The 20,079-nt window shown below is 69.0% G+C and carries 16 protein-coding genes; 9 read left to right on the top strand and 7 right to left on the bottom strand.

All coding sequences use genetic code 11. The features are described 5' to 3' along the window. Positions 1 to 149 precede the first annotated feature (149 nt). The 5 genes from FHX72_RS14890 to FHX72_RS14870 all read left to right on the top strand — a co-directional run bounded on the left by FHX72_RS14890 (position 150) and on the right by FHX72_RS14870 (position 7,850). Positions 150 to 3,008 (top strand): DNA polymerase III subunit gamma and tau, encoded by a 2,859-nt coding sequence (locus FHX72_RS14890; protein WP_183626119.1) that lies wholly within the window; start codon positions 150 to 152, stop codon positions 3,006 to 3,008. Between the two features lie 42 nt (positions 3,009 to 3,050). After that, positions 3,051 to 3,647, top strand: coding sequence for a recombination mediator RecR (recR, locus tag FHX72_RS14885; protein WP_068476612.1), 597 nt, complete (start codon positions 3,051 to 3,053; stop codon positions 3,645 to 3,647). A gap of 174 nt (positions 3,648 to 3,821) precedes the next feature. Continuing rightward, positions 3,822 to 5,093, top strand: coding sequence for an aspartate kinase (locus FHX72_RS14880; RefSeq protein WP_183626117.1), 1,272 nt, complete (start codon positions 3,822 to 3,824; stop codon positions 5,091 to 5,093). 25 nt (positions 5,094 to 5,118) lie between these two features. Then, a complete protein-coding gene (locus tag FHX72_RS14875; RefSeq protein ID WP_183626114.1) occupies positions 5,119 to 6,171 on the top strand; it encodes an aspartate-semialdehyde dehydrogenase in 1,053 nt (350 codons plus the stop codon). Between the two features lie 188 nt (positions 6,172 to 6,359). Next, positions 6,360 to 7,850: a malate:quinone oxidoreductase gene (locus FHX72_RS14870; RefSeq protein WP_183626107.1), complete on the top strand. Its 1,491-nt coding sequence runs from the start codon at positions 6,360 to 6,362 to the stop codon at positions 7,848 to 7,850. A 261-nt stretch (positions 7,851 to 8,111) separates the two neighbouring features. Here the strand turns inward: FHX72_RS14870 and FHX72_RS14865 are convergent, their stop codons facing one another. Then, a complete protein-coding gene (locus FHX72_RS14865) occupies positions 8,112 to 9,443 on the bottom strand; it encodes an APC family permease (protein ID WP_338110146.1) in 1,332 nt (443 codons plus the stop codon). Between FHX72_RS14865 and FHX72_RS14860 the strand changes: the two genes are divergently transcribed. After that, positions 9,436 to 9,945, top strand: a complete 510-nt coding sequence (locus FHX72_RS14860; RefSeq protein WP_068476606.1) for a GNAT family N-acetyltransferase — start codon at positions 9,436 to 9,438, stop codon at positions 9,943 to 9,945. The genes FHX72_RS14865 and FHX72_RS14860 overlap by 8 nt on opposite strands. 109 nt (positions 9,946 to 10,054) lie before the next feature. Continuing rightward, on the top strand, positions 10,055 to 10,657 hold the full coding sequence (locus FHX72_RS14855; protein WP_183626105.1) for a thymidine kinase: 603 nt from the start codon (positions 10,055 to 10,057) through the stop codon (positions 10,655 to 10,657). 48 nt (positions 10,658 to 10,705) lie between these two features. Here FHX72_RS14855 and FHX72_RS14850 read toward each other — a convergent pair whose 3' ends face one another. Together FHX72_RS14850 and FHX72_RS14845 are read right to left on the bottom strand one after the other, a co-directional pair. After that, the gene (locus FHX72_RS14850; RefSeq protein WP_068476619.1) at positions 10,706 to 11,740 is read right to left on the bottom strand and encodes a methionine synthase; all 1,035 of its coding nucleotides are present in this window, start codon (positions 11,738 to 11,740) and stop codon (positions 10,706 to 10,708) included. Positions 11,741 to 11,760: 20 nt separating this feature from the next. Further along, on the bottom strand, positions 11,761 to 12,753 hold the full coding sequence (locus FHX72_RS14845) for a DUF1852 domain-containing protein (RefSeq protein WP_183626103.1): 993 nt from the start codon (positions 12,751 to 12,753) through the stop codon (positions 11,761 to 11,763). Between the two features lie 121 nt (positions 12,754 to 12,874). Here FHX72_RS14845 and FHX72_RS14840 point away from each other — a divergent pair, with 121 nt between their 5' ends. After that, positions 12,875 to 13,816: a LysR family transcriptional regulator gene (locus FHX72_RS14840; protein WP_068476601.1), complete on the top strand. Its 942-nt coding sequence runs from the start codon at positions 12,875 to 12,877 to the stop codon at positions 13,814 to 13,816. A 31-nt stretch (positions 13,817 to 13,847) separates the two neighbouring features. On the opposite strand, the gene FHX72_RS14835 is transcribed toward FHX72_RS14840, so the two are convergent. After that, the gene (locus FHX72_RS14835; RefSeq protein ID WP_183626101.1) at positions 13,848 to 15,488 is read right to left on the bottom strand and encodes an amidohydrolase; all 1,641 of its coding nucleotides are present in this window, start codon (positions 15,486 to 15,488) and stop codon (positions 13,848 to 13,850) included. Positions 15,489 to 15,624: 136 nt separating this feature from the next. Next, positions 15,625 to 16,746, bottom strand: coding sequence for an MFS transporter (locus tag FHX72_RS14830; RefSeq protein ID WP_183626099.1), 1,122 nt, complete (start codon positions 16,744 to 16,746; stop codon positions 15,625 to 15,627). A gap of 194 nt (positions 16,747 to 16,940) precedes the next feature. Here FHX72_RS14830 and FHX72_RS14825 point away from each other — a divergent pair, with 194 nt between their 5' ends. Next, a complete protein-coding gene (locus FHX72_RS14825; protein WP_183626097.1) occupies positions 16,941 to 17,555 on the top strand; it encodes a TetR/AcrR family transcriptional regulator C-terminal domain-containing protein in 615 nt (204 codons plus the stop codon). A 147-nt stretch (positions 17,556 to 17,702) separates the two neighbouring features. Here the strand turns inward: FHX72_RS14825 and FHX72_RS14820 are convergent, their stop codons facing one another. Next, complete coding sequence (locus FHX72_RS14820; protein ID WP_183626558.1) at positions 17,703 to 18,374, bottom strand: ABC transporter ATP-binding protein; 672 nt, start codon at positions 18,372 to 18,374, stop codon at positions 17,703 to 17,705. A gap of 77 nt (positions 18,375 to 18,451) precedes the next feature. Further along, positions 18,452 to 19,984 (bottom strand): ABC transporter permease, encoded by a 1,533-nt coding sequence (locus tag FHX72_RS14815; protein WP_338110145.1) that lies wholly within the window; start codon positions 19,982 to 19,984, stop codon positions 18,452 to 18,454. Positions 19,985 to 20,079: the final 95 nt, after the last annotated feature.

Below are 20,079 nucleotides of genomic sequence, written 5' to 3'. Positions count from 1 at the left end.
CGGCGCGGCGCTCCCGCGTCATCGCTGCCCGGAGTTTCACCCTTGCGGAGCACTCGTAGAGGGCGAAACGCCGGGCAGCGATCGCGTTTGTCGAGCGCAGTCATGCGGGCCCGCGCCCCATGTCGGTGGTGCCGTCTACGATGGTGCGCATGGCCACAGCCCTGTACCGCCGCTATCGGCCTGAGAACTTCGCCGAGATGATCGGGCAGTCGCAGGTCACGGAACCCCTCATGACCGCGCTCCGCACCGGCCGCGTCAACCACGCCTACCTCTTCTCCGGCCCGCGCGGCTGCGGCAAGACGAGCTCCGCGCGCATCCTGGCCCGCTGCCTGAACTGTGCCGAGGGCCCGACCGACACTCCCTGCGGCGTCTGCCAGAGCTGCGTCGAGCTTGCCCGCGACGGTGGAGGCTCGCTCGACGTCTTCGAGATCGACGCGGCCAGCCACGGTGGCGTGGAAGACGCGCGCGAGCTGCGCGAGCGCGCCATCCTCGCGCCTAGCCGCGACCGCTACAAGATCTTCATCATCGACGAGGCGCACATGGTGACCTCGGCCGGCTTCAACGCCCTGCTCAAGGTCGTCGAGGAGCCGCCGGAGCACGTGCGCTTCGTCTTCGCGACGACGGAACCCGAGAAGGTCATCGGCACGATCCGCTCGCGCACGCACCACTACCCGTTCAGGCTCATCCCGCCGGCGCTCATGCTCGAGTACGTCGAAGAGCTCTGCACGAGCGAGAACGTGACGGCCGAGCCCGGAGTGCTTCCGCTTGTCGTGCGCGCCGGTGGCGGCTCCGCGCGAGACACGCTCTCGCTGCTCGACCAGATCATCGCGGGTTCCGAGACGGGCCTCCTCGGCTACCAGCGGGCTGCTGCACTCCTCGGCTTCACGGGCCAGGAGCTGCTCGACGAGTCCATCGACGCCTTCGCGGACGCCGACCCGGCCGCGGCCTACACGGCCGTCGACCGCGTCATCCAGTCAGGACAAGACCCTCGCCGTTACGTCGAGGACCTGCTCGAGCGCCTTCGTGACCTCATCGTCGCGAAGGCGACGGGTCCGGGTGCCGGCGCGGTTCTGCGCGGCCTCGGGGCAGATGAGGTCGAGGCCCTGCGTGTGCAGGCAGGTCGGTTCTCGCCAGCCGCGCTCACCGGCATAGCCGACCTCGTCAACGAGACCCTCACTGAGATGAGCGGCGTCACGTCGCCGAAGCTCCACCTCGAGCTGCTCGTCGCGCGCATCCTCGTGGCGTCTCGCGCCGACTTCATCGACAGCGGCACGCTGCTTGCCGTCGCGGATGCACCAGGCACGTCGCCGACGCGCCTCGCGGCCGCTGCTCCTGCCGTTGCTCCGGCGCCGGCTGAAGCTCCTTCGCTCGCCGCTGCACGGGTCGAAACGCCTCCTGCAGCCCCGGCTCCGGAACGCGAGACCGGGATCGCTCCGGCGGCACGCCCCGTGCAAGGTGCCAACGGGGTGCCAAGCGAAGGCGCCGCCGCTCCCGCCGCATCCGCTGCTTCTGCTCCACCTGCACCTGCACCTGCACCCGCACCCGTCGCGAGCGAGCCAGACACGGCCTCGGCCGCGCGTCTGGCCGCCGCATCCTGGGCAGCGGCGACGCCCGGTTCAGGAGCGGCTCCGGCAACTCCCGCGCCGGCACCGAAGGCGGAAGCGCTTGAGGTGTCGCAGACACCCGCGCCGGTCGTACTGCCGCCGGCCAACGCCGACGAGCTAGACCACGCTGAGCCTGCGGCGATGCCCGCGTCCGAGCCTGTGGCGTCGTCCGCGTCCGAATTTGCGCCGGAGCCTCAGCCAGAAAAGGTTCGCGAGCAGCCCGCGCCCGAACCGGAGGGTGCACCGGAATCGCAGGCCGAGCCTGAGCCTGCCCCGTCGTCGGAAGCTGGCTCGTCGCCTGAGCCCGCTTCGTCGCCGGCGTCTGCCCCTTCGTCCGAGTCACCCCCGTCTTCCGGGCCTGCCTCCGTCGATGCTCCGGCTCCGGACGCGTCGCCGAACAGCGCTCCGGCTGCGGCTCCCCAGTCGAGCCCTGCTCCGCACGCGACGGCTGCCCGTGCATCGGCTGAGCCTCCCGTGTTCGCGCAGTTGCGCGACGCATGGCCGACCCTGCTTGAGCGCATGCGCGACCTCGGCGGCACGCACGCCTGGAGCGTCGCGCAGTCAGTGCACCCACGCGACCTCGCGGGCGACCTGCTCGTCTTCGAAGTTCCATCCCGCGCCGTGCTCGACCAGTTCCGCGGCGAGCGAGGCGCGACCGACTCACCGAGCGCCGTGCTGCGCACCGCGATCAACGAGATGTTCGGCATCACCGTCAAGTTCCAGCCGCAACGCCCGGGCGGCGCCAGCGCATCGGGCGCGCCAAACGGTGCACCGGCGCCGAGCCGCACCGACGAGGCGACGCCGGCACCCGCGGAGCCCGACCCGGCCCAAGCCCGAGCGGCGTCTCGCCGAGCCGCCTCCACACGACAGCAGCCTGCGGAGGGACGGACCGCAGCGCCCGCTTCCAGCGCGCCAGCGGCGAAAACGAAGCCCGCGGCCGCGGCAACTCCGAACTCCGGCGCACCCTCGTCGAGCGGCCTCAACTGGACCGTCGCGAAGATCCCAGGCGAGGCGTCCGTTCCGGACGACGGGCCAGGTTCGGGATGGGCGACCGCCGCGATCCCTGGAACAGCGACAGGACCAGACGCGAACGCCGCCGCCCAGGCGACGACTGTGTCGGCCCCGACGGCGACGGCGCCCGGAACCGCGACTCCGTCCGAGCAGCCCGCATCCAGGCACGAGGAGCCAGCCCCAGCTCCGCCGCCCGCGGCGAAGCGCACGCAGCGAGTCGCGAGCGCCCCAGTCATCCCCGGCGTCGAGCGCTACGGTGAGGCGATTGTCCGCGAGCGTCTCGGTGCCCGCTTCATCGGCGAGGACCTCATCGCCCCTGAGCCCGAAGCCGTCGAGCTTCCGCCGGAGGACGACTTCTCCGCACCACCACCACCGGAAGACGGGGGCTACTGAGCCGTGTCTGCACCATCACTCGAAGACCGGGGACTCTGACCCATGTACGAAGGCATCATCCAGGACCTCATCGACGAGCTCGGGCGCCTGCCCGGCGTCGGTCCGAAGTCGGCGCAGCGCATCGCGTTCCACATCGTTCAGACGCAGTCGTTCGACGTGTCTCGGCTCGCGCAGATCCTCGCCACGGTTCGCGAGCGGGTGCAGTTCTGCACCGTCTGCGGCAACGTCAGCGAAGGGCCGGAGTGTAACGTGTGCCGCGACCCGCGCCGCGACCGCACCGTCATCTGCGTTGTCGAGGAGCCGAAGGACGTAGCCGCCATCGAACGCACCCGCGAGTTCAGCGGCCTCTTCCACGTGCTCGGCGGCGCCATCAACCCGATGGAGGGCATCGGGCCGGACGACCTGAACATCCGCACCCTCCTCGCCCGGCTCGAATCCGGCGAGGTGAAGGAAGTCATCGTCGCGACCGACCCCAACCTCGAGGGCGACGCGACCGCCTCGTACCTCAGCAGGCTCCTCACGAGCATCGGAGTTCCCGTCTCCAGGCTTGCCTCCGGACTTCCCGTCGGCGGCGACCTCGAGTACGCCGACGAGATCACGCTCGGCCGCGCCTTCTCCGGCCGCCGCGCCATCGACTGACCGACGTGCGCAACCAGCAAGCCGACGGGCGACAGTCCGCCGCGGGCCGCGCCGCAATCAATGGAAACGAACGCCGCCCGCGCTAGGAACCGCATGCCCCCGCCGGATAGGATGGGAGCTTGTGGCGCGCGAGCGAAGCTCGATGCGCATCCCGAACCGGAGGAGACAAGACACGTGAGTCTGATCGTCCAGAAGTACGGCGGATCATCGGTCGCGGATGCCGAGAGCATCAAGCGAGTGGCCCGCCGAGTAGTCGAGACCCGCAAAGCGGGCAACGATGTCGTCGTGGCCGTCTCAGCAATGGGCGACACCACCGACGACCTCATCGACCTGGCGCACCAGATCGCGACGATTCCGGATGCACGCGAGTTCGACATGCTTGTCACCACGGGCGAGCGCGTCTCCATGGCGCTCCTCGCGATGGCCATCAAGGACCTCGGCATGGACGCCAGGAGCTACACGGGCAGCCAGGCTGGCATGATCACCGACTCCACGCACGGCGACGCGCGCATCGTCGACGTCACGCCAGTGCGTGTGCGCGAGGCGCTCGATGAGGGTGCCATCGCGATCGTCGCGGGCTTCCAGGGGTTTAACCGCGACTCCAAGGACATCACCACGCTCGGCCGCGGCGGCTCAGACACGACCGCCGTCGCGCTCGCCGCTGCGCTCGGCGCCGACGTCTGCGAGATCTACACCGACGTCGACGGTGTCTTCTCCGCCGACCCGCGCATCGTGCCGAAGGCCCACAAGCTGAACTACATCTCAAGCGAGGAGATGCTGGAGCTCGCCGCCTCGGGCGCGAAGGTCCTGCACATCCGCGCCGTCGAGTACGCACGCCGACAGGGAGTCACGCTCCACGTCCGCTCGTCGTTCTCCGACCACGAGGGCACCATCGTCTACAACCCAGACCGGGCAGAGGAGTACGAAGTGGAAGCAGCAATGATCGCGGGTGTCGCCCACGACCTGAGCCAGGCCAAGATCACCATCGCGGGGGTCCCGGATGTGCCAGGCAAGGCGGCTGCGATCTTCACGATCGTCGCCGAGCAGGGCGCGAACATCGACATGATCGTGCAGAACGTGTCCGAGCAGGACACGAAGGTCACCGACATCTCGTTCACCCTGCCGAAGGCGGATGCGCAGCGTGTGCTCGACGCCATCGCGGCCGAGGGCGAGCGGATCGGCTACGCGTCGCTGCGCCTGACTGAGGACATCGGCAAGATCTCGCTCGTCGGGTCCGGCATGCGCACCAACATCGGCGTCACCGCGAAGCTCTTCACGGCGCTCAAGGACGCGGGCATCAACATCGACATGATCTCGACGTCCGAGATCCGCATCTCGATCATCACGCAGGCCGACCTCGTCACCGAGGCCACCCGCGTCATCCACACCGCTTTCGGCCTTGACGGCGACGCCGAGGCAGTCGTCTACGCAGGCACCGGCCGCTGACGCGGCTGAGCAGAAAAGAGCACTCATGAGCACCAAGTTGAACGTCGCCGTTGTCGGCGCAACCGGCCAGGTCGGCGCCGTGATGCGCACCCTCCTCGAGGAGCGCGACTTCCCCGTCGAGAGCATCCGCTTCTTCGCCTCCGCCCGTTCGGCCGGCACAACCCTCCCGTTCCGTGGCGAGGACATCACGGTCGAAGACGTCGCCGTCGCCGACGTGAGCGGCATCGACATCGCCCTCTTCTCCGCGGGCGCGACGACGTCGCGCGCGCAGGCGGAGCGCTTCGCCGCCGCCGGTGCCGTTGTCATCGACAACTCGAGCGCGTGGCGCCGCGACCCAGAGGTGCCGCTCGTCGTCTCCGAGGTCAACCCGGAAGCCATCGTCGCACCTCCCAAGGGCATCATCGCGAACCCCAACTGCACGACGATGGCCGCCATGCCGGTCCTGAAGGTGCTGCACGAGGCCGCCGGCCTCGAGCGCCTCATCGTCTCGACCTACCAGGCCACGTCTGGTGCTGGCCTCGCGGGTGCGCAGGAGCTTTCTGGCCAGGCAATCGCCGCGGTCAACCAAGGCGAAGAGGCGCTGCTCGGGCTCGTGCACGACGGCGCGTCCGTCGAGTTCCCCGCTCCGGAGAAGTTCGCCGCCCCCGTCATGTTCAACGTGCTGCCGCTCGCCGGCTCGGTTGTCGACGACGGCTCGGAGGAGACCGACGAAGAGCAGAAGCTGCGCAACGAGAGCCGCAAGATCCTCGGCCTCCCGGAGCTGCGCGTGAGCGGAACCTGCGTGCGCGTCCCCGTCTTCACCGGCCACTCGCTGTCCATCAACGCCGAGTTCGCCGAGGCGCTCACGCCCGACCGCGCGCGCGAGCTGCTCGCCGCCGCCCCGGGTGTCGCCCTCGTCGACGTGCCGACGCCCCTCCAGGCCGCGGGCGCAGACCCGAGCCTCGTCGGACGCATCCGCCAGGACCAGTCGGTCGACGGCAACCGCGGCCTCGCGCTGTTCATCTCGAACGACAACCTCCGCAAGGGTGCAGCGCTGAACGCCGTCCAGATCGCCGAGCTCGTCGCAGCCAAGGCGTAGACGCCGAACTCGCACGGAAAACGGACGCCCGCTGAGGGCGTCCGTTTTTGCGTTCTCGGTAGAGAACACGACGGACGGAGGGTCGTGCGCAGGCTGCGGCATTCGAAAACAGCAAAAATCGACGATTGTGCACCGTGCCCGCTCCTCGTGAAGCGGACGTGCATCCGCCCCGGACGTAGACTTGTTCGGTGACTGATTCACAGAAGATCTACGACGTCGTTCTGATCGGCGGGGGCATCATGAGTGCCACCCTCGGCTCGCTTCTTAACAAGCTTGAGCCCGAGTGGAGCATCAAGATCATCGAGCGACTCGACGGGCTCGCTCAGGAGAGCTCGAGCCCGTGGAATAACGCAGGCACGGGGCACGCCGCGCTGTGCGAGCTCAACTACACGCCAGAGAAGGACGGCGTCATCGACGCGTCCAAGGCGATCCAGATCAACGAGCAGTTCCAGGTGTCGCGTCAGTTCTGGGCCACGCTCGTCGAGGCCGGCGAGCTGCCAGAGCCGTCTGGGTTCATCAACTCCGTGCCGCACATGACGTTTGTGCGCGGCGCCGAGAACGTCGACTTCTTGCGGCGTCGGTTCGAGCTGCTCAAGACGGAGCCGCTCTTCTCGACGATGGAGTTCTCCGACGACCCCGAGGTCATCAAGGGCTGGGCACCGACCCTCGTCGAGGGGCGCCCAGCTGGCGAGAAGGTCGCGGCGACGCGCGTCGCCGCAGGTACCGACGTCGACTTCGGCTCGCTCACGCACAAGCTCGTGCAGGGCCTCGTCGACCGCGGCGCCGTTCTGCGCCTCAACACCGAGGTCATCGCGCTCCGCCAGCAGCGCGACGGCATCTGGCAGATCGCGACTCAGCAGCTCGCGGGTGAACAGAAGGGCCGCAAGAACGTCACGCGTGCGCGCTTCGTGTTCGTCGGCGCGGGCGGCGGGGCGCTTCCCCTGCTGCAGAAGTCGGGCATCGAGGAGATCAAGGGCTACGGCGGATTCCCGATCTCCGGGCAGTTCCTGCGCACCGACAACCCAGCCGTGGTCGAGAAGCACCTCGCGAAGGTCTACGGCAAGGCGTCAGTCGGTGCCCCACCGATGTCGGTGCCGCACCTCGACACGCGCGTCGTCGATGGCAAGCCGGCGCTCATGTTCGGGCCGTACGCGGGCTTCAGCCCCAAGTACCTCAAGACGGGCAGCTACCTCGACCTCGTCAAGTCGCTGCGCCCGCACAACCTCATCCCGATGCTCGCCGTCGCGAAGGACAACTTCGACCTCGTCACCTACCTCGTGGGCCAGGTGCTCGCGAGCAAGGACAAGAAGTTCGAGCAGCTCAAAGAGTTCTTCCCTGAGGCGGACCCCGCAGATTGGCGCCTCATCACGGCCGGCCAGCGCGTGCAGGTCATGAAGAAGGACCCGAAGCGCGGCGGAATCCTGCAGATGGGCACCGAGGTCGTCGCGAAGAAGGACGGCTCCATCGCCGGCCTGCTCGGCGCCTCGCCCGGAGCATCCGTCGCCGTGCCGGTCATGATCGACCTGCTCGGCCGCTGCTACCCGGAGAAGAAGGCGGAGTGGGCGCCGAAGCTCGAGGCACTCGTGCCGAGCCTCGGCACCGACGTCAACTCGTCCGCTGAGCTCGCCGATTCGACGCAGAGCGCGAGCGCAAAGGCACTCGAGCTCAACGCGCACTAGGGCGTCCGTTCGGCTGAGTCCGACACGAGCACTGCAGAGAAGCCGTCCCGCAGCAGCGGGGCGGCTTCTCTGCGTCACCCGCGAGCGGACGTGCCGGTTCTTGCGGTGGCTCCTGCTCAAAAATCGGGCGAGTTGGGCTTGGCACACGGATGAACTTCCTGCCGGCCCCGGAACTCCGGGCCTGTTCGGAAGTCGCCGAACCGCTCACGTGAAGTCCGCCCGATTATTGGCCGGAGTTTGGCGTACCGGTGGGGCGTGCCGTCAGTTTCGTCGTGCGCGCACGGCGATGACGCGAAGCACGACGCCCAGGAGGAGAACCCCGAGCGCCGACACGAGCGCGGGCAGGGGCAGCGCGACAACAAGCGTGATGCAGCCGAGTGCGCCGAGCACCGAGACTGCCCGCGGAACAACGCGGTGCGAGCGGCCCTGCGTGAGCGCGCTGAGGTTGGCGACCAGGTAGTAGACGAGCACGCCCGCGCTCGAGAACCCGATGACCTCGCGGATGTCGCCCAGGCAGATCAGCAGGGCGGCACCGACCGCGACGGCGAGCACCGCGACCCGCGGAACCGCGTTCGAGGGATGCTGACGCGCCAGCAGGCGGGGTAGGTCGCGTTGCCTGCCCATCGCCATGGCGGTACGGGAGCTGCCCGCGAGTACTGCCGAGAGCGCCCCGATCGACGACACGGCCGCGAGTATGCTCACCGCGGCGACCGCCACAGGCTGCGTCTCGACAAGCGCCGCGACGGGAGCTGGGGCGTGAGAGAGCCTGCCTGGCCCGAGAGTGGTCAGCAGCACCCACCCGAGCGCCGCCAGTACGGTGCTCACGACGAGGAACGACAGCAGCATCGCTCGGGGCACGGTGTGCTGCGGGTCGCGCACCTCCTCCGATAGCGTCGCGACGCGGGCGTAGCCGGCGAACGCGAAGAAGAGGATCCCGGCGCCTTGCAGGACCCCCGGGGCCGAGAACGCGGCGTCGTCTCCGTCGGCCGGCCCGAACAGCGGCGGCGAGACCCGCGCGACAACAAGCACCCCGATCAGCCCTGCGACCACGACGCTGCCGATGACCGTCGCGACGGCCGCGGTGCGCGTGATGCCGAGCATCCCCGCAGCCGTGACCGCGACAAGCACGGCGAGGGCGACGGGCCGCGCGAACGGCTCTGGCACAAGGTAGGCGGCCGCCGTGATGGCCATGGCCGCGACCGACGCGGTCTTGCCGATCACGAAGCCCCAGCCGGCGAGGAAGCCCGGCCACTCGCCGAGCTGCTCGCGACCGTACAGGTACACGCCGCCAGCTCCGGGATGCTGCCGAGCGAGCTGCGCAGTCGACGCTGCGTTGCTCGCGGCGACGACCAGCGCGACGCCGAGGCTCAGCAACAACCAGCTGCCGGCCGCTTGGGCCGCTGGCGCGAACGCCGAGAACACCCCAGCGCCGAGCATCGCGGAGACGCCGATCGCCGTTGCGCCGACTGTGCCGGTCTTCCTCGGTCCTGCCGGGTGCTGCATCCGCTGGTCTCCTTCTGCGCTCGCCACGAGGTTGCCTGCCCGACGATAGGTGGCACGGGTGAACGGCGAGTATTCTCGTGCGATGACCACGGCCCAGTTCACGATCCGCGCGACGACGCCAGACGACTGGCGCAGGGTGCGGGCGATTCGGCTCGAGATGCTGAAGGACACCCCGCTCGCGTACACCGAGACCCTCCAAGAGGCCTTTGGCCATAGCGAGGCGGAGTGGCGCAGGCGAGGCGCGAGGGGCGACGCGGCCGACGGCATCTCGCTCGTCGCGGAGCTCGGCGAGGGCAGCTGGGTGGGCACGATGGGCTGCGTGTCGTTCCGGGACGAGCCGTGGCCCATGCTCGTCAGCGTGTACGTCGCGGGGGACTACCGGGGCAAGAGCGCGGGGGTGACGGATGCGTTGCTGGCCGAGGTCGAGGCCTGGGCCGGTTCGCGCGCATCCGGTCTCATGCTGCACGTGCACGAGGACAACGCGCGGGCTCGGAGCGCCTATGAGCGGCGTGGGTTCGTCGCGACGGGCGCCACGATTCCTTATCCGCTCAACCGTCGGCAGCGGGAAATCGAGATGGTCAAGCGGCTCTGAGCGCGGCGACGAGGAGCGGCCGTGTGGCCTCGCTCCCCCGCCGTGAGGTGAGCGGATGCCCCCGGTGCGGGTACGATCGACCGGGCTCAGCCCTGAAATGAGGAGGACCATGGCCAAGCTGTACTTCCGCTACGGGGCGATGAACTCGGGCAAGTCGACGGCGTTGCTGCAGGCGGCGTTCAACTACGAGGAGCGCGGGCACCGGGTGGTGCTCGCGAAGCCCGCGATCGACACGAAGGCCGAGGGGGAGATCTCGTCTCGCCTCGGCATGACGAGGCGCGTGGAGATTCTCGTCGGTACCGAAGACAGCCCTCGTGAGCAGCTCGCGGAGCTCGTCGCCGAGGGTCAGCCGATCTCGTGCCTGCTGGTCGACGAGGCGCAGTTCCTGACGACCTGGCAGATCGACGAGCTGCTGCGTATCGCGGTGCTCGACGGCATCCCGGTGCTGGCCTACGGCATCCGCACCGACTTCCAGACGATCGCGTTCCCTGGCAGCCAGCGGCTGCTCGAGATCGCGCACTCGCTCGAGGAGCTCAAGACCATCTGCCGCTGCGGGCGGAAGGCCATCTTCAACGGCCGCCGCGTTGCAGGGGAGTTCGTGTTCGACGGCGGCCAGGTCGCGATCGACCAGGGTGAGGTCAGCTACGAGTCGATGTGCGGCAACTGCTACCTCGAGGCGTCGCAGGGACGACTCGGGGCCGGGCGCATCTAGGTCATAGCTGACCGGCGCACCCGACCCCGTCGCGTTCTCGCGAGCTCGTTACGCCTGCTCGCCGAGCTCTGCTCGCAGGAGCGCGGCTCCCGCCGACAGCGCGCTGAGCTTGCCGTAGGCGACGTCGCGCGGCAGGGGCGCCATGCCGCAGTTCGTGCTCGCGATGAGCTTGTCGGCATCCACGAACTGGAGTGCCTTGCGGAGCGTGTCGGCGACCTCTTCCGGGGTCTCGATCTGCTCGCTGGCCACGTCGATGGCGCCGAGCATGACCTTCTTGCCGCGGATGAGCTCGACGAGGTCCGTCGGTACGTGCGAGTGGTGGCTCTCGAGCGAGACGATGTCGATGGAGGACTTCTGGATGAGCGGGAACGTCTTCTCGTACTGACGCCACTCGGCCCCGAGGGTCGCCTTCCAGTCGTTGTTCGCCTTGATGCCGTAGCCGTAGCAGATGTGCACAACGGTCTCGGCGCGGAGCCCTTCGGCCGCGCGCTCGAGGGCTGCGACTCCCCAGTCGGCCACGTCGTCGAAGAAGACGTTGAACGCGGGCTCGTCGAACTGGATGATGTCGACGCCGGCCGCCTCGAGCTCCTTGGCTTCCTGGTTGAGGATGGTCGCGAACTCCCACGCGAGCTTCTCGCGGCTCTTGTAGTGCCGGTCGGAGAGCGTGTCGATCATTGTCATCGGCCCGGGGAGCGCCCACTTGATGGGCTGGTCGGTCTGCGAGCGCAGGAACTTCGCGTCGTCGACGAAGACGGGCTGCTTGCGGCTCACGGCGCCGATGACCGTGGGGACGCTCGCGTCGTAACGGTCGCGGATGCGGACCGTCTCGCGGTTCTCGAAGTCGACGCCTTCGAGGTGCTCGATGAACGTCGTGACGAAGTGCTGACGGGTCTGCTCGCCGTCGCTGATGATGTCGACGCCGCGGCGCTGCTGTTCCTGGACGGCGATGCGCAGCGCATCCTGCTTGCCTTCGACGAGCGTGTCACCCTCGAGCTCCCAGGGCGACCAGAGGACCTCCGGCTTCGCGAGCCACGACGGCTTGGGCAGGCTGCCAACGCTGGCAACGGGGAGGAGCTTGTTCATGATCGTCGATCCTTCGTCGGTCATCGGGGGGAGACGGAGTAGTTGGCGGCCCACGCATCCAGCACGTCGCCGTGCGGCTTCACGAAGTGCTCGGCCGTGTACGCGCCCTGTGTTTTCGCGAGCTGGCTGCGCTCTTCTCGGTCGTAGCCGATCTCGGTGCGGGAGAAGTCCTGCTGGTCGAGCGTGGGGCTATAGACGTTCGCGGCGGCGGAGTTGGCGTTGTAGATCTCGGGTCGGTAGATCTTCTGGAACGCCTCCATCGTGCTGATCGTGCCGATGAGCTCGAGCGTCGAGTAGTCGCTGAGCAGGTCGCCGCGGAAGTAGAACGCGAGCGGTGCCACGCTACCTGGCGGCATGAAGTAGCGGACCTGCAGGCCCATCTGGCCGAAGTACTGGTCGGTCAGCGAGTAGTCGTCCTGCCGGTACTCGACGCCGAGGACGGGGTGGTGGTTGTCGGTGCGCGTGTACGTCTTGCTCGTCGAGACGCTGATGCAGATGACGGGCGACTTCGGGAACCGGGCCTTGTAGGCGGCCGAGTCGAGGAAGTGCTGGAACAGTTTGCCGTGCAGCTCGCCGAAGCCGTCTGGCAGGGTGAATCCGCCCCCGCCGGCGTTTGCGGCTGGCAACAGCACGCTGAAGTCGTAGTCGCGCAGGTACGAGGAGAAGTTGTTGCCCACGATGCCCTGGTGGCGCGTGCCGGTCGACTGGTCGACGATCCCGATGTCGAGGACCTCGAGCAGCGGGAACTCACGGTCGTCGCCTTCGTCGTCGAACTGCAGCGAGGCGGAGATGATGTCGAGCTCGAGCGTGTAGCGGTCGCCGGTCGGGTTGTCCCAGCGGGCGAGGTCGTTGAAGCGGCGGTCGATCATGGTGAGCGCGTTGCGGAGGTTCTGCTGACGGTGCTCACCGCGGGCCAGGTTGGCGAAGTTCGTGGTGATGCGGGAGCTGTCTGACGGCGCGTAGTGCTCGTCGAAGCGGGTGGTGGTGATGTTGAACGTGATGTCGTTCGCCATGTGAGGCCAATCCGGGAGTCGAGAGGCCGGCAGGCCTGTGGTCGTGGATGCGTCCATTGTGCAGGTGGCCAGAAGCTATCGGGTAATTCGCCGCAACTATTCGTCACTATAGGCTTCGGCTATGACTCGGCGATCGAACGGCGTGACCCTGCAGCAGCTCCACTACTTCGTCGAGGTCGCCGAGGAGCGCTCGATCAGCGCCGCAGCCGACGTGCTCTACGTGGCGCAGCCGACGATGTCCGCGGCGATGAAGGACCTCGAGACGCGGGTGGGCCGCGCACTCCTCGTGCGATCGGCCCGAGGGGTCTCGCTCACGACCGACGGCACGGAATTCCTCCGATACGCCAAGCAGGTGGTGGAGCAGATGGCGCTCCTCGAGCAGCGGTACCTCGGCCGCCCGCCGTCGCGGCGTCTGCTCGCGGTGTCGGCGCAGCACTACTCGTTTGCCGTGGATGCGTTTGTGCGCATGGTCAAGGGCACGGGAGCTCCCGAGTACGAGTTCTCGCTGCGGGAGACGCGGACGTGGGAGATCATCGAGGACGTGCGCACGCTGCGCAGCGAGCTCGGCCTGCTCTACCGGAACGACTTCAACCGGAACGTCATCGACAAGCTGCTGCGCGACTCGGGCCTGGTGTTCCATCCGCTGTTCCTCGCCCAGCCACACATCTTCGTCTCCCGGCGGAACCCGCTGGCTTCCCGGAAGCGCGCGACCCTCGACGACCTCGCCGACCTGCCCCGCCTCACCTTCGACCAGGGTGCGAACAACTCCTTCTACTTCGCCGAGGAGATCCTCTCCACGCTGTCGAGTAAGCGGGAGATCCGCGTCTCCGACCGTGCCACGATCTTCAACCTCATGATCGGCCTCGACGGCTACACCATCTCCACGGGCATCATCAGCGACGACCTCGACCCGGGCATCGTCGCCGTGCCCCTCGACGTGGATGAACGCATCGAGATCGGCTGGATCGGCCACTCCGCGATCCCGCTCACGGAGCAGGCGCAGCGGTATCTGGAGGAAGTGCGGGCGGTTGTCGAGGAGGCAGGGGTTGAACTGCTCGGGTAAGCGAGTCGGCGTGGGTTGCTGGCGCGCAGCCTCAGCTCTCGAACGTGACGCGCCCGCCGACAACCGTCAGCACAGCCCGCGCCGTGAGCAGACTCGCGGCGGGCTCGCTCAGCACGTCCGTGTCGACGACGAAGAAGTCGGCGGCGAAGCCCTCGCGGATCTCGCCGCGCCAGCTCGCGTCGCCGACCGAGGCGGCGGCATCCCGCGTCGCGTGGGCGAGCGCGCGCTCGATCGGCACCGTGCGGCCCATCACCCGCGTCGCGGCGAAGCTCGGGTCGAGCGCTGACCCGCGGGTCGCCGCGACGTAGAGGTTCGCGAGCGGCCCGTAGGGCGCGGTCGGTGCATCCGTCGAGAAGGCGAGCGTGGTCTCCGCCTCCTCGTACTCGTGCCACGCGAAGCCGCGCTCGACGCGGTCGTCATCGAGCTGCGCGATCCAGTTGCCGAGGATCGCCGGGTCGGCGTGCACGGGCTGCATGGATGCGGTGACGCCGAGTGCCGACATCCGCTCGGCCGTGCCTGGCGCCGCGTATTCGAGGTGCTCGATGCGGTGGCGTCGCGCGATGTCGCCGTTCGCCTCGAACGCGGCCTCGAGCGCATCGAGTGCCATCGTGCTTGCGGCGTCGCCGATCGCGTGCATCGCGATCTGCAGGCCCGCCACGTCCGCCGCGGCGACCACCGGGAACAGTCGGTCGGCGGGCCAGATGGCGTCGGCGTTCGAGCCGTCCGCGTACGGCAAGCTCATCGCCGCCGTGCAGGCGTCGATCGTGCCATCGAGGATCAGTTTGATGCCCACGACCCGCAGCCACGGGGAGGTGTGCGCGCCTGCGAGCTCTCTGGCGCGCTCGACCTGCTCGAGGTTCGCCACGTCGTCGTCGGTGTTGGAGACAAGCCAGTGCGCGGCGACGCGCAGCGGAAGCTCGCCGCCTCGCCGCTCGGCCGCACGCTGCAGAGCGTCGAGGGCGACCTCATTGAGGGCCATGTCGACGACGCCCGTCACGCCGGCCTCGCTGTAGGCAGCGAGCACGCGCTCGACGGCCGCGTCACGGTCGGCATCGGTCATGGCGAGGTCCCGCTGCACCCAGGCGTACTCGACGGCGGCGGTCTCGAAGAGCATGCCGTTCGGCTCGCCGTCGACGTCGCACTCGATGCGGCCGCCGCTCGGGTCCGGCGTCTCCCTCGTGATGCCGAGCTCGCGCAACGCCGCGCTGTTGACCCAGCACGAGTGGTAGTCGTTGGCGTCCAAGTAGACCGGGATGTCGGCGATGACCTCGTCGATCATGGCCGCCGTCGGGGCGCCGTCCGGGATCGAGTTGAAGAGCCAGCCGCGTCCGCGCAGGACGCGGGCGTCGGGGTCTGCGGCGCGCGCCTCGGCGAGGAGGCGCTGGATCCCGGCAAGGTCGCGGGCGTCCGTGAGCCCAACCTGCCCGAGGGCCTCGCCCATCATGACGAGGTGCGTATGCGCATCCGTGATGCCGGGAAGCACAAGCTGCCCGCCGAGGTTGACGGTCGCATCCGGCTCCGGAGCGAAGGAACGTGCATCCGCCTCGCCGCCGACGAAGGCGAAGACGCCGTCGCGCACGACGAACGCACTCGCGGGTGACGCTGCCGCCTCCGAAGGGTCGGGTGCGTGTGCCTGGAAGACGCGTGCGTTCAGGTACAGGGTGGTGGTCATGCGAGAGCCTCCGCTTCGGTGGGGATGGAACGTTCGGTGCGAGTCGAGATGGCGGCGATGATGCCGGTCGGCACGGCGAGGACGAAGCTCGTGATGCCGAGCGCCAGCGTGAAGCCCTGCGCGCCGAGGAGCTCGCTCAGGCTGGCGCCGATGAGGGGCGTGAGGGCCGAGCCGACGAGGTAGACCGAGAGCAGGGGCCCGACCAGCGGCCACGAGCATCCAGTGCCGCGGCCGTCGACAGGAAGTACATGAACGCGACCGCGTAGATCGAGTTCCAGGCGATGAACGCCACGATGAGCGCCGTCTCGTCGGTGAGCGTGCCCTGCACGATCTTGAGGATGCCGCCGAGCACCAGCAACACGACAAGCGGGACGGCCCGCCCGAGGCGGTTGCCGACGGCCATGAGGGCCAGCGAGCCGAGCAGGCCCCCGGCGGTCGCGCCCGCTAGCGCGATTCCGAGCCCTCCGTCCGTGAGACCGCTCGTCTCGGCACCGATGATGCCGATCATCGCCCAGAGCGAGTCCTCGCTGATCGCCCAAAGCGCGAAGACGATGAGGATCCCGAATCCGCTGATCGTCAAGAGGCGAGACGATGCCTCGCTCTGCGTGCGAATGGCGCCGGTCGGCGGAATCTCGATGGGCATGGCCTCGCCGGTTGCGGCTCCCGCGGTGCCGAGGGTGGCTGGCGCGTCAATCATGGGCGCGCGGGGAAGCCACCTCGTCATGACCAGGCCGATGGCGCTGAACAGTGCGAGCGCGCCGAAGACGTTGAGGGGCGCGAGGCCAAGGAGGGGGAGCGTCGCGAGGACGATCGAGATGACGCCGCGGTTCGTGAAGCCGTTCCAGCCAGCCACGCGGTCCGGGTTGCGGAACGAGGCCATCGCGGCTCCCGCGGAGGCGACGGCGCCGCCTGCCCCGAGGCCGCCGATGAGGAGGCCGGGGATCGTGAGGGCGGGCACAAGCGCGGCCGCGAGGAAACCGACCGTCGCGAGGGCAAGGCCGATGCGGGCGACCTGGTGGCGACGGGCCCCGGCGCACAGGCCGGCCGTGGCGAGCCCAGCAACCGCGGTGAGCAGGAGCGTTCCCGTCACGAGCCAACTCGCCGCGAGGACGTCCAGGCCGATCGCCGCCTGCGTCGCTGTGATCATGTACGGCGACAGGTTCACGGCGAGGTAGCCCGCGATCGCGATGGCGAACGTCGCCGAGGCGGGTGCGAGGCGCAGGGGCGTTCGCGCGCTGAGTTCGGCTGCAATTGTCATGGGGCTCCTGGGGTCTGGGCTCGGCGGGGGTGCCGGGCCGCTGCGTGCAGGGATCGAGCGGTTCGAGTTTGGCGAACACCATTCGCCAGCGAATGGTGTTCGCTAGTATGCACGGAGACGGGGCCAAGCGGAAGGCATCCGGAACATTTTCCTCGAATGAGGGAACGCGACAGTGCACGACGAGAGGGTGGCCGATGGACGGACGCAGGATCGTCGGCCTCACGCCGACGCTCATCGCCGACGCCGGCCTGCAGCTCGTGGAGGCGGGGGCGCCGTTCGGCGTCAATGCGATCGCGAGGGCGCTCGGGGTGCGGCCGTCGTCGCTCTACAAGCACGTCTCAGGACTCGACGACATCGTCGAACTCATGCGCGGACGCCTCGTCGAGCGCTACCGCGTCGTCCCGGAACGGCAGGCGTGGGACACGTATGTCGAGCAGGTCGTGCGACTCCAACGGCGCATGTACGCCGACCACCCGGCGCTGCTTCCGTTCCTGATCGGCAAGACCATCACGAGTCCATCCGTCATCGAGGCCTACGACGACCTCGCCGTGGTGCTGCAGTCTGGGGGATTCCCCGACGGCGAGATTCTCACGCTCATCGGCATGATCGACGCGTTTGCGATCGGCTTCGGGCTCGAGCTCGCGTCGCCCGAGCAGGTCTGGCAACCGGATGCGCCGACCAGGCTCTTCGGGCAGCTCCTCGCCGAGTCTCGGTCCGGCTCCGAGCGCGTCGAGCGTTCGTTCGAGCTTGCGCTCGAGGTGCTGCTCGGTGCGCTGCGTGACCGCCTCCCCGCGGTAGCCCAGGGCTGAGTTGTGGTCGTTCTCACGCCCGGGAAACGACCACAAGTCCGCCCTGGGCTGCGGGATGCGGCGCCAGGGCGGACTTGTGGTTGAGAGGGCGAGCGTGGGTTGCGGGCGCGCGGCGCGAGGCAGCGAGCGAGGCGGCCCGGCGCGGGCTTAGCCCAGCTCGGTCACTTTGCCCTTCGCGAGGCGCAGCCGACGCTCGGCCCGTTGCGCGACGGCGGAGTCGTGCGTGACGACGATGAGCGTGAGCCCCCGGTCACGCCAGGCGGACTCGAGGAGGTCCATGATGTCGTCCCTCGTCTCCTCGTCGAGGGCGCCCGTCGGTTCGTCGGCGAGCAGCACCTTCGGGTCCTTCACGAGAGCCCTGGCGATGGCCACGCGCTGCTGCTGACCGCCGGAGAGCTGCGACGGCAAGTGCCCAGCGCGGTCGGCGAGCCCAACCGAGGCGAGCGCATCCTCTGAGCGCGTGCGGCGCACATCCGCCGCCAGGCCGAGGGGCGCGAGCGCCATCTCGACGTTCTCCAGGGCCGTGAGCGTGGGGATGAGGTTGAAGCTCTGGAACACGATGCCGACGTCGGTCGCGCGCACGCCCACGAGCCGGGCGTCGCCGCACGTCGAGAGGTTGGTCTCGGCGAGCACGACGTCGCCGCTGCTGGGCCGGTCGAGCGCCCCCAGCATCTGCAGCAGCGTCGACTTGCCGCCGCCGGTCGGGCCCTGGATGGCGACCATCTGCCCCGCTGGAATCGTGAGCGACACATCGCGCAGTGCCTGAACGCTGCCGCCCGCCCCTCCGTAGGTCTTCGTGACGTTCGTGAGCGTGTACATGGGGGTTGGGGTCCTCTCGGCTGCTGTGGTCGTGGATGCTGCTGCGTCTGCCACAGGTTCCGTGGCGGTTGTCGGGGTCACGCGATCGACCGCAGCGCTTCTGCGGGGCGGAGGCGGGAGGCGCGCCAGCCGCCGATGGCTCCGGCGACGAGTCCGCCTGCCACCGCGAGGCCAACCGCGAGCCCGATCATGGGGACGTTGACGGGGAGGTTCAGCACGATGTCGGTTGCTGTCTGCACGACTTGGCCCGGCATGCCGCCCGGCGCCCCACCCGCGGCCTCGCCGCCGGGCCCGCCGGCGGGCATCCCTTCTCCCGCGCCGCCGGCTGCCGCGGTGCCCGTGCTGAGCGTCGGTGCGATGAGGTTGACGATCGCGATGCCGCCGAGGCCGAGCGCGATGCCGAGCGCGCCGCCGATGAGGCCCTGCACAAGCGACTCGCCCATGACCTGGCGGAGCACCTGACGGTTGGACCAGCCGATCGCCTTGAGGGTGCCGAACTCGCGGGTGCGTCGCGCGACGCCGGAGACGGTGAAGAGCACGGCGATGAGGAAGGCCACGGCGAGTACCAGCACGGAGAGCCACGTGCCGAGGCCAGCGACGAGCGAGCTGGCGGTCGCAAGCGAGCCGGAGACGCTCGCCGCGAGGTCGGCCTGGGTCGAGACGGTCGCGTCGGGGAGTGCCGCCTCGATGTCGGCGCTGACCTGCTCGATGGCGTCGGCGGATGCCGCAGTCACGTAGACGGAGGAGAGCATGTCCGTCTCGCCTGAGATGCTCTGGGCAACGTCGAGGGGCAGGTACACGTTCGCCGCGGTCGTCGCGTCAGCGCCGCCCGAGGCGACGATGCCGATGACGGTCATCTGCGTGCCGCCGACGTCGAGGGTTGAGTCGACCGAGAGGCCCGCGGACGTGGCGTAGCTGGAGTCGAGCACAACGACGTTGCTGCCCGCATCGGAGGCTTCGAGGGTGCGACCGGATTCGATCGTGGCCTCCGCGAGCGGCCCCCTCGCCGACTGCGCCGGGTCGAGTCCGAGCACGGTGAAGGAGTTGATATCGAAGGCGGAACCGCCGCCCGCACCCGGCTGGGCGTCGGCATCGGGAGCAACGGGCGCCTCGCCGGAGGAGGACGAGGACGACATATCAGGCATCTCGCCGTTGAACGTCGTGTTCGTCAGCGACAGCACGCCGATCGCCTGCGAGACGCCGTTGACCCCCAGGATCGATTCGAGCGAGTCGGCCGCGAAGGTCGACGTGCCCATTCCCGTCGAGAGCCGAGACTGGCTCACTTCCGTGGTGCCGCTTTCGATCGCGGCCTGGTCCTCGGTGCCGAACTCGAAGCGCTCGCCCGGAGCCCCGCCGCCGCCCTCTCCCGGTCCCGTTGGGGCGCTTGTCACGGTGATGTCCGTGCCGACGCCGTACACCGACTCCAGGGCCGAGGCCTGAGCTGTGCGGATGCCGACAGCAAACGAGTTGACGAGGATGACGAGCGCGATGGCGACCGCGAGTCCGATCGCCACAATGGACGTCTGCTTTCGCCGGTTCGAGAGCTCGCGCCTGAGGTAGGTCGTGAACATGGAGGCCCTTCCGTGAGGTTCGGCGCCGTCTCGGCGCATGCCTGCAAGCTAGGGGCGGTGTCTATCCCGGTTCGAGCGAATCCCTATGGAACACCTATGGGTCCGGGTTCCGTCTCATCCTTCAGGCCGATTTT

Origin of the sequence: Pseudoclavibacter helvolus (genome assembly GCF_014191305.1) — a bacterium.
GTDB lineage: Bacteria > Actinomycetota > Actinomycetes > Actinomycetales > Microbacteriaceae > Pseudoclavibacter > Pseudoclavibacter helvolus.
This window is presented reverse-complemented; position numbering and strand designations above follow the sequence as displayed.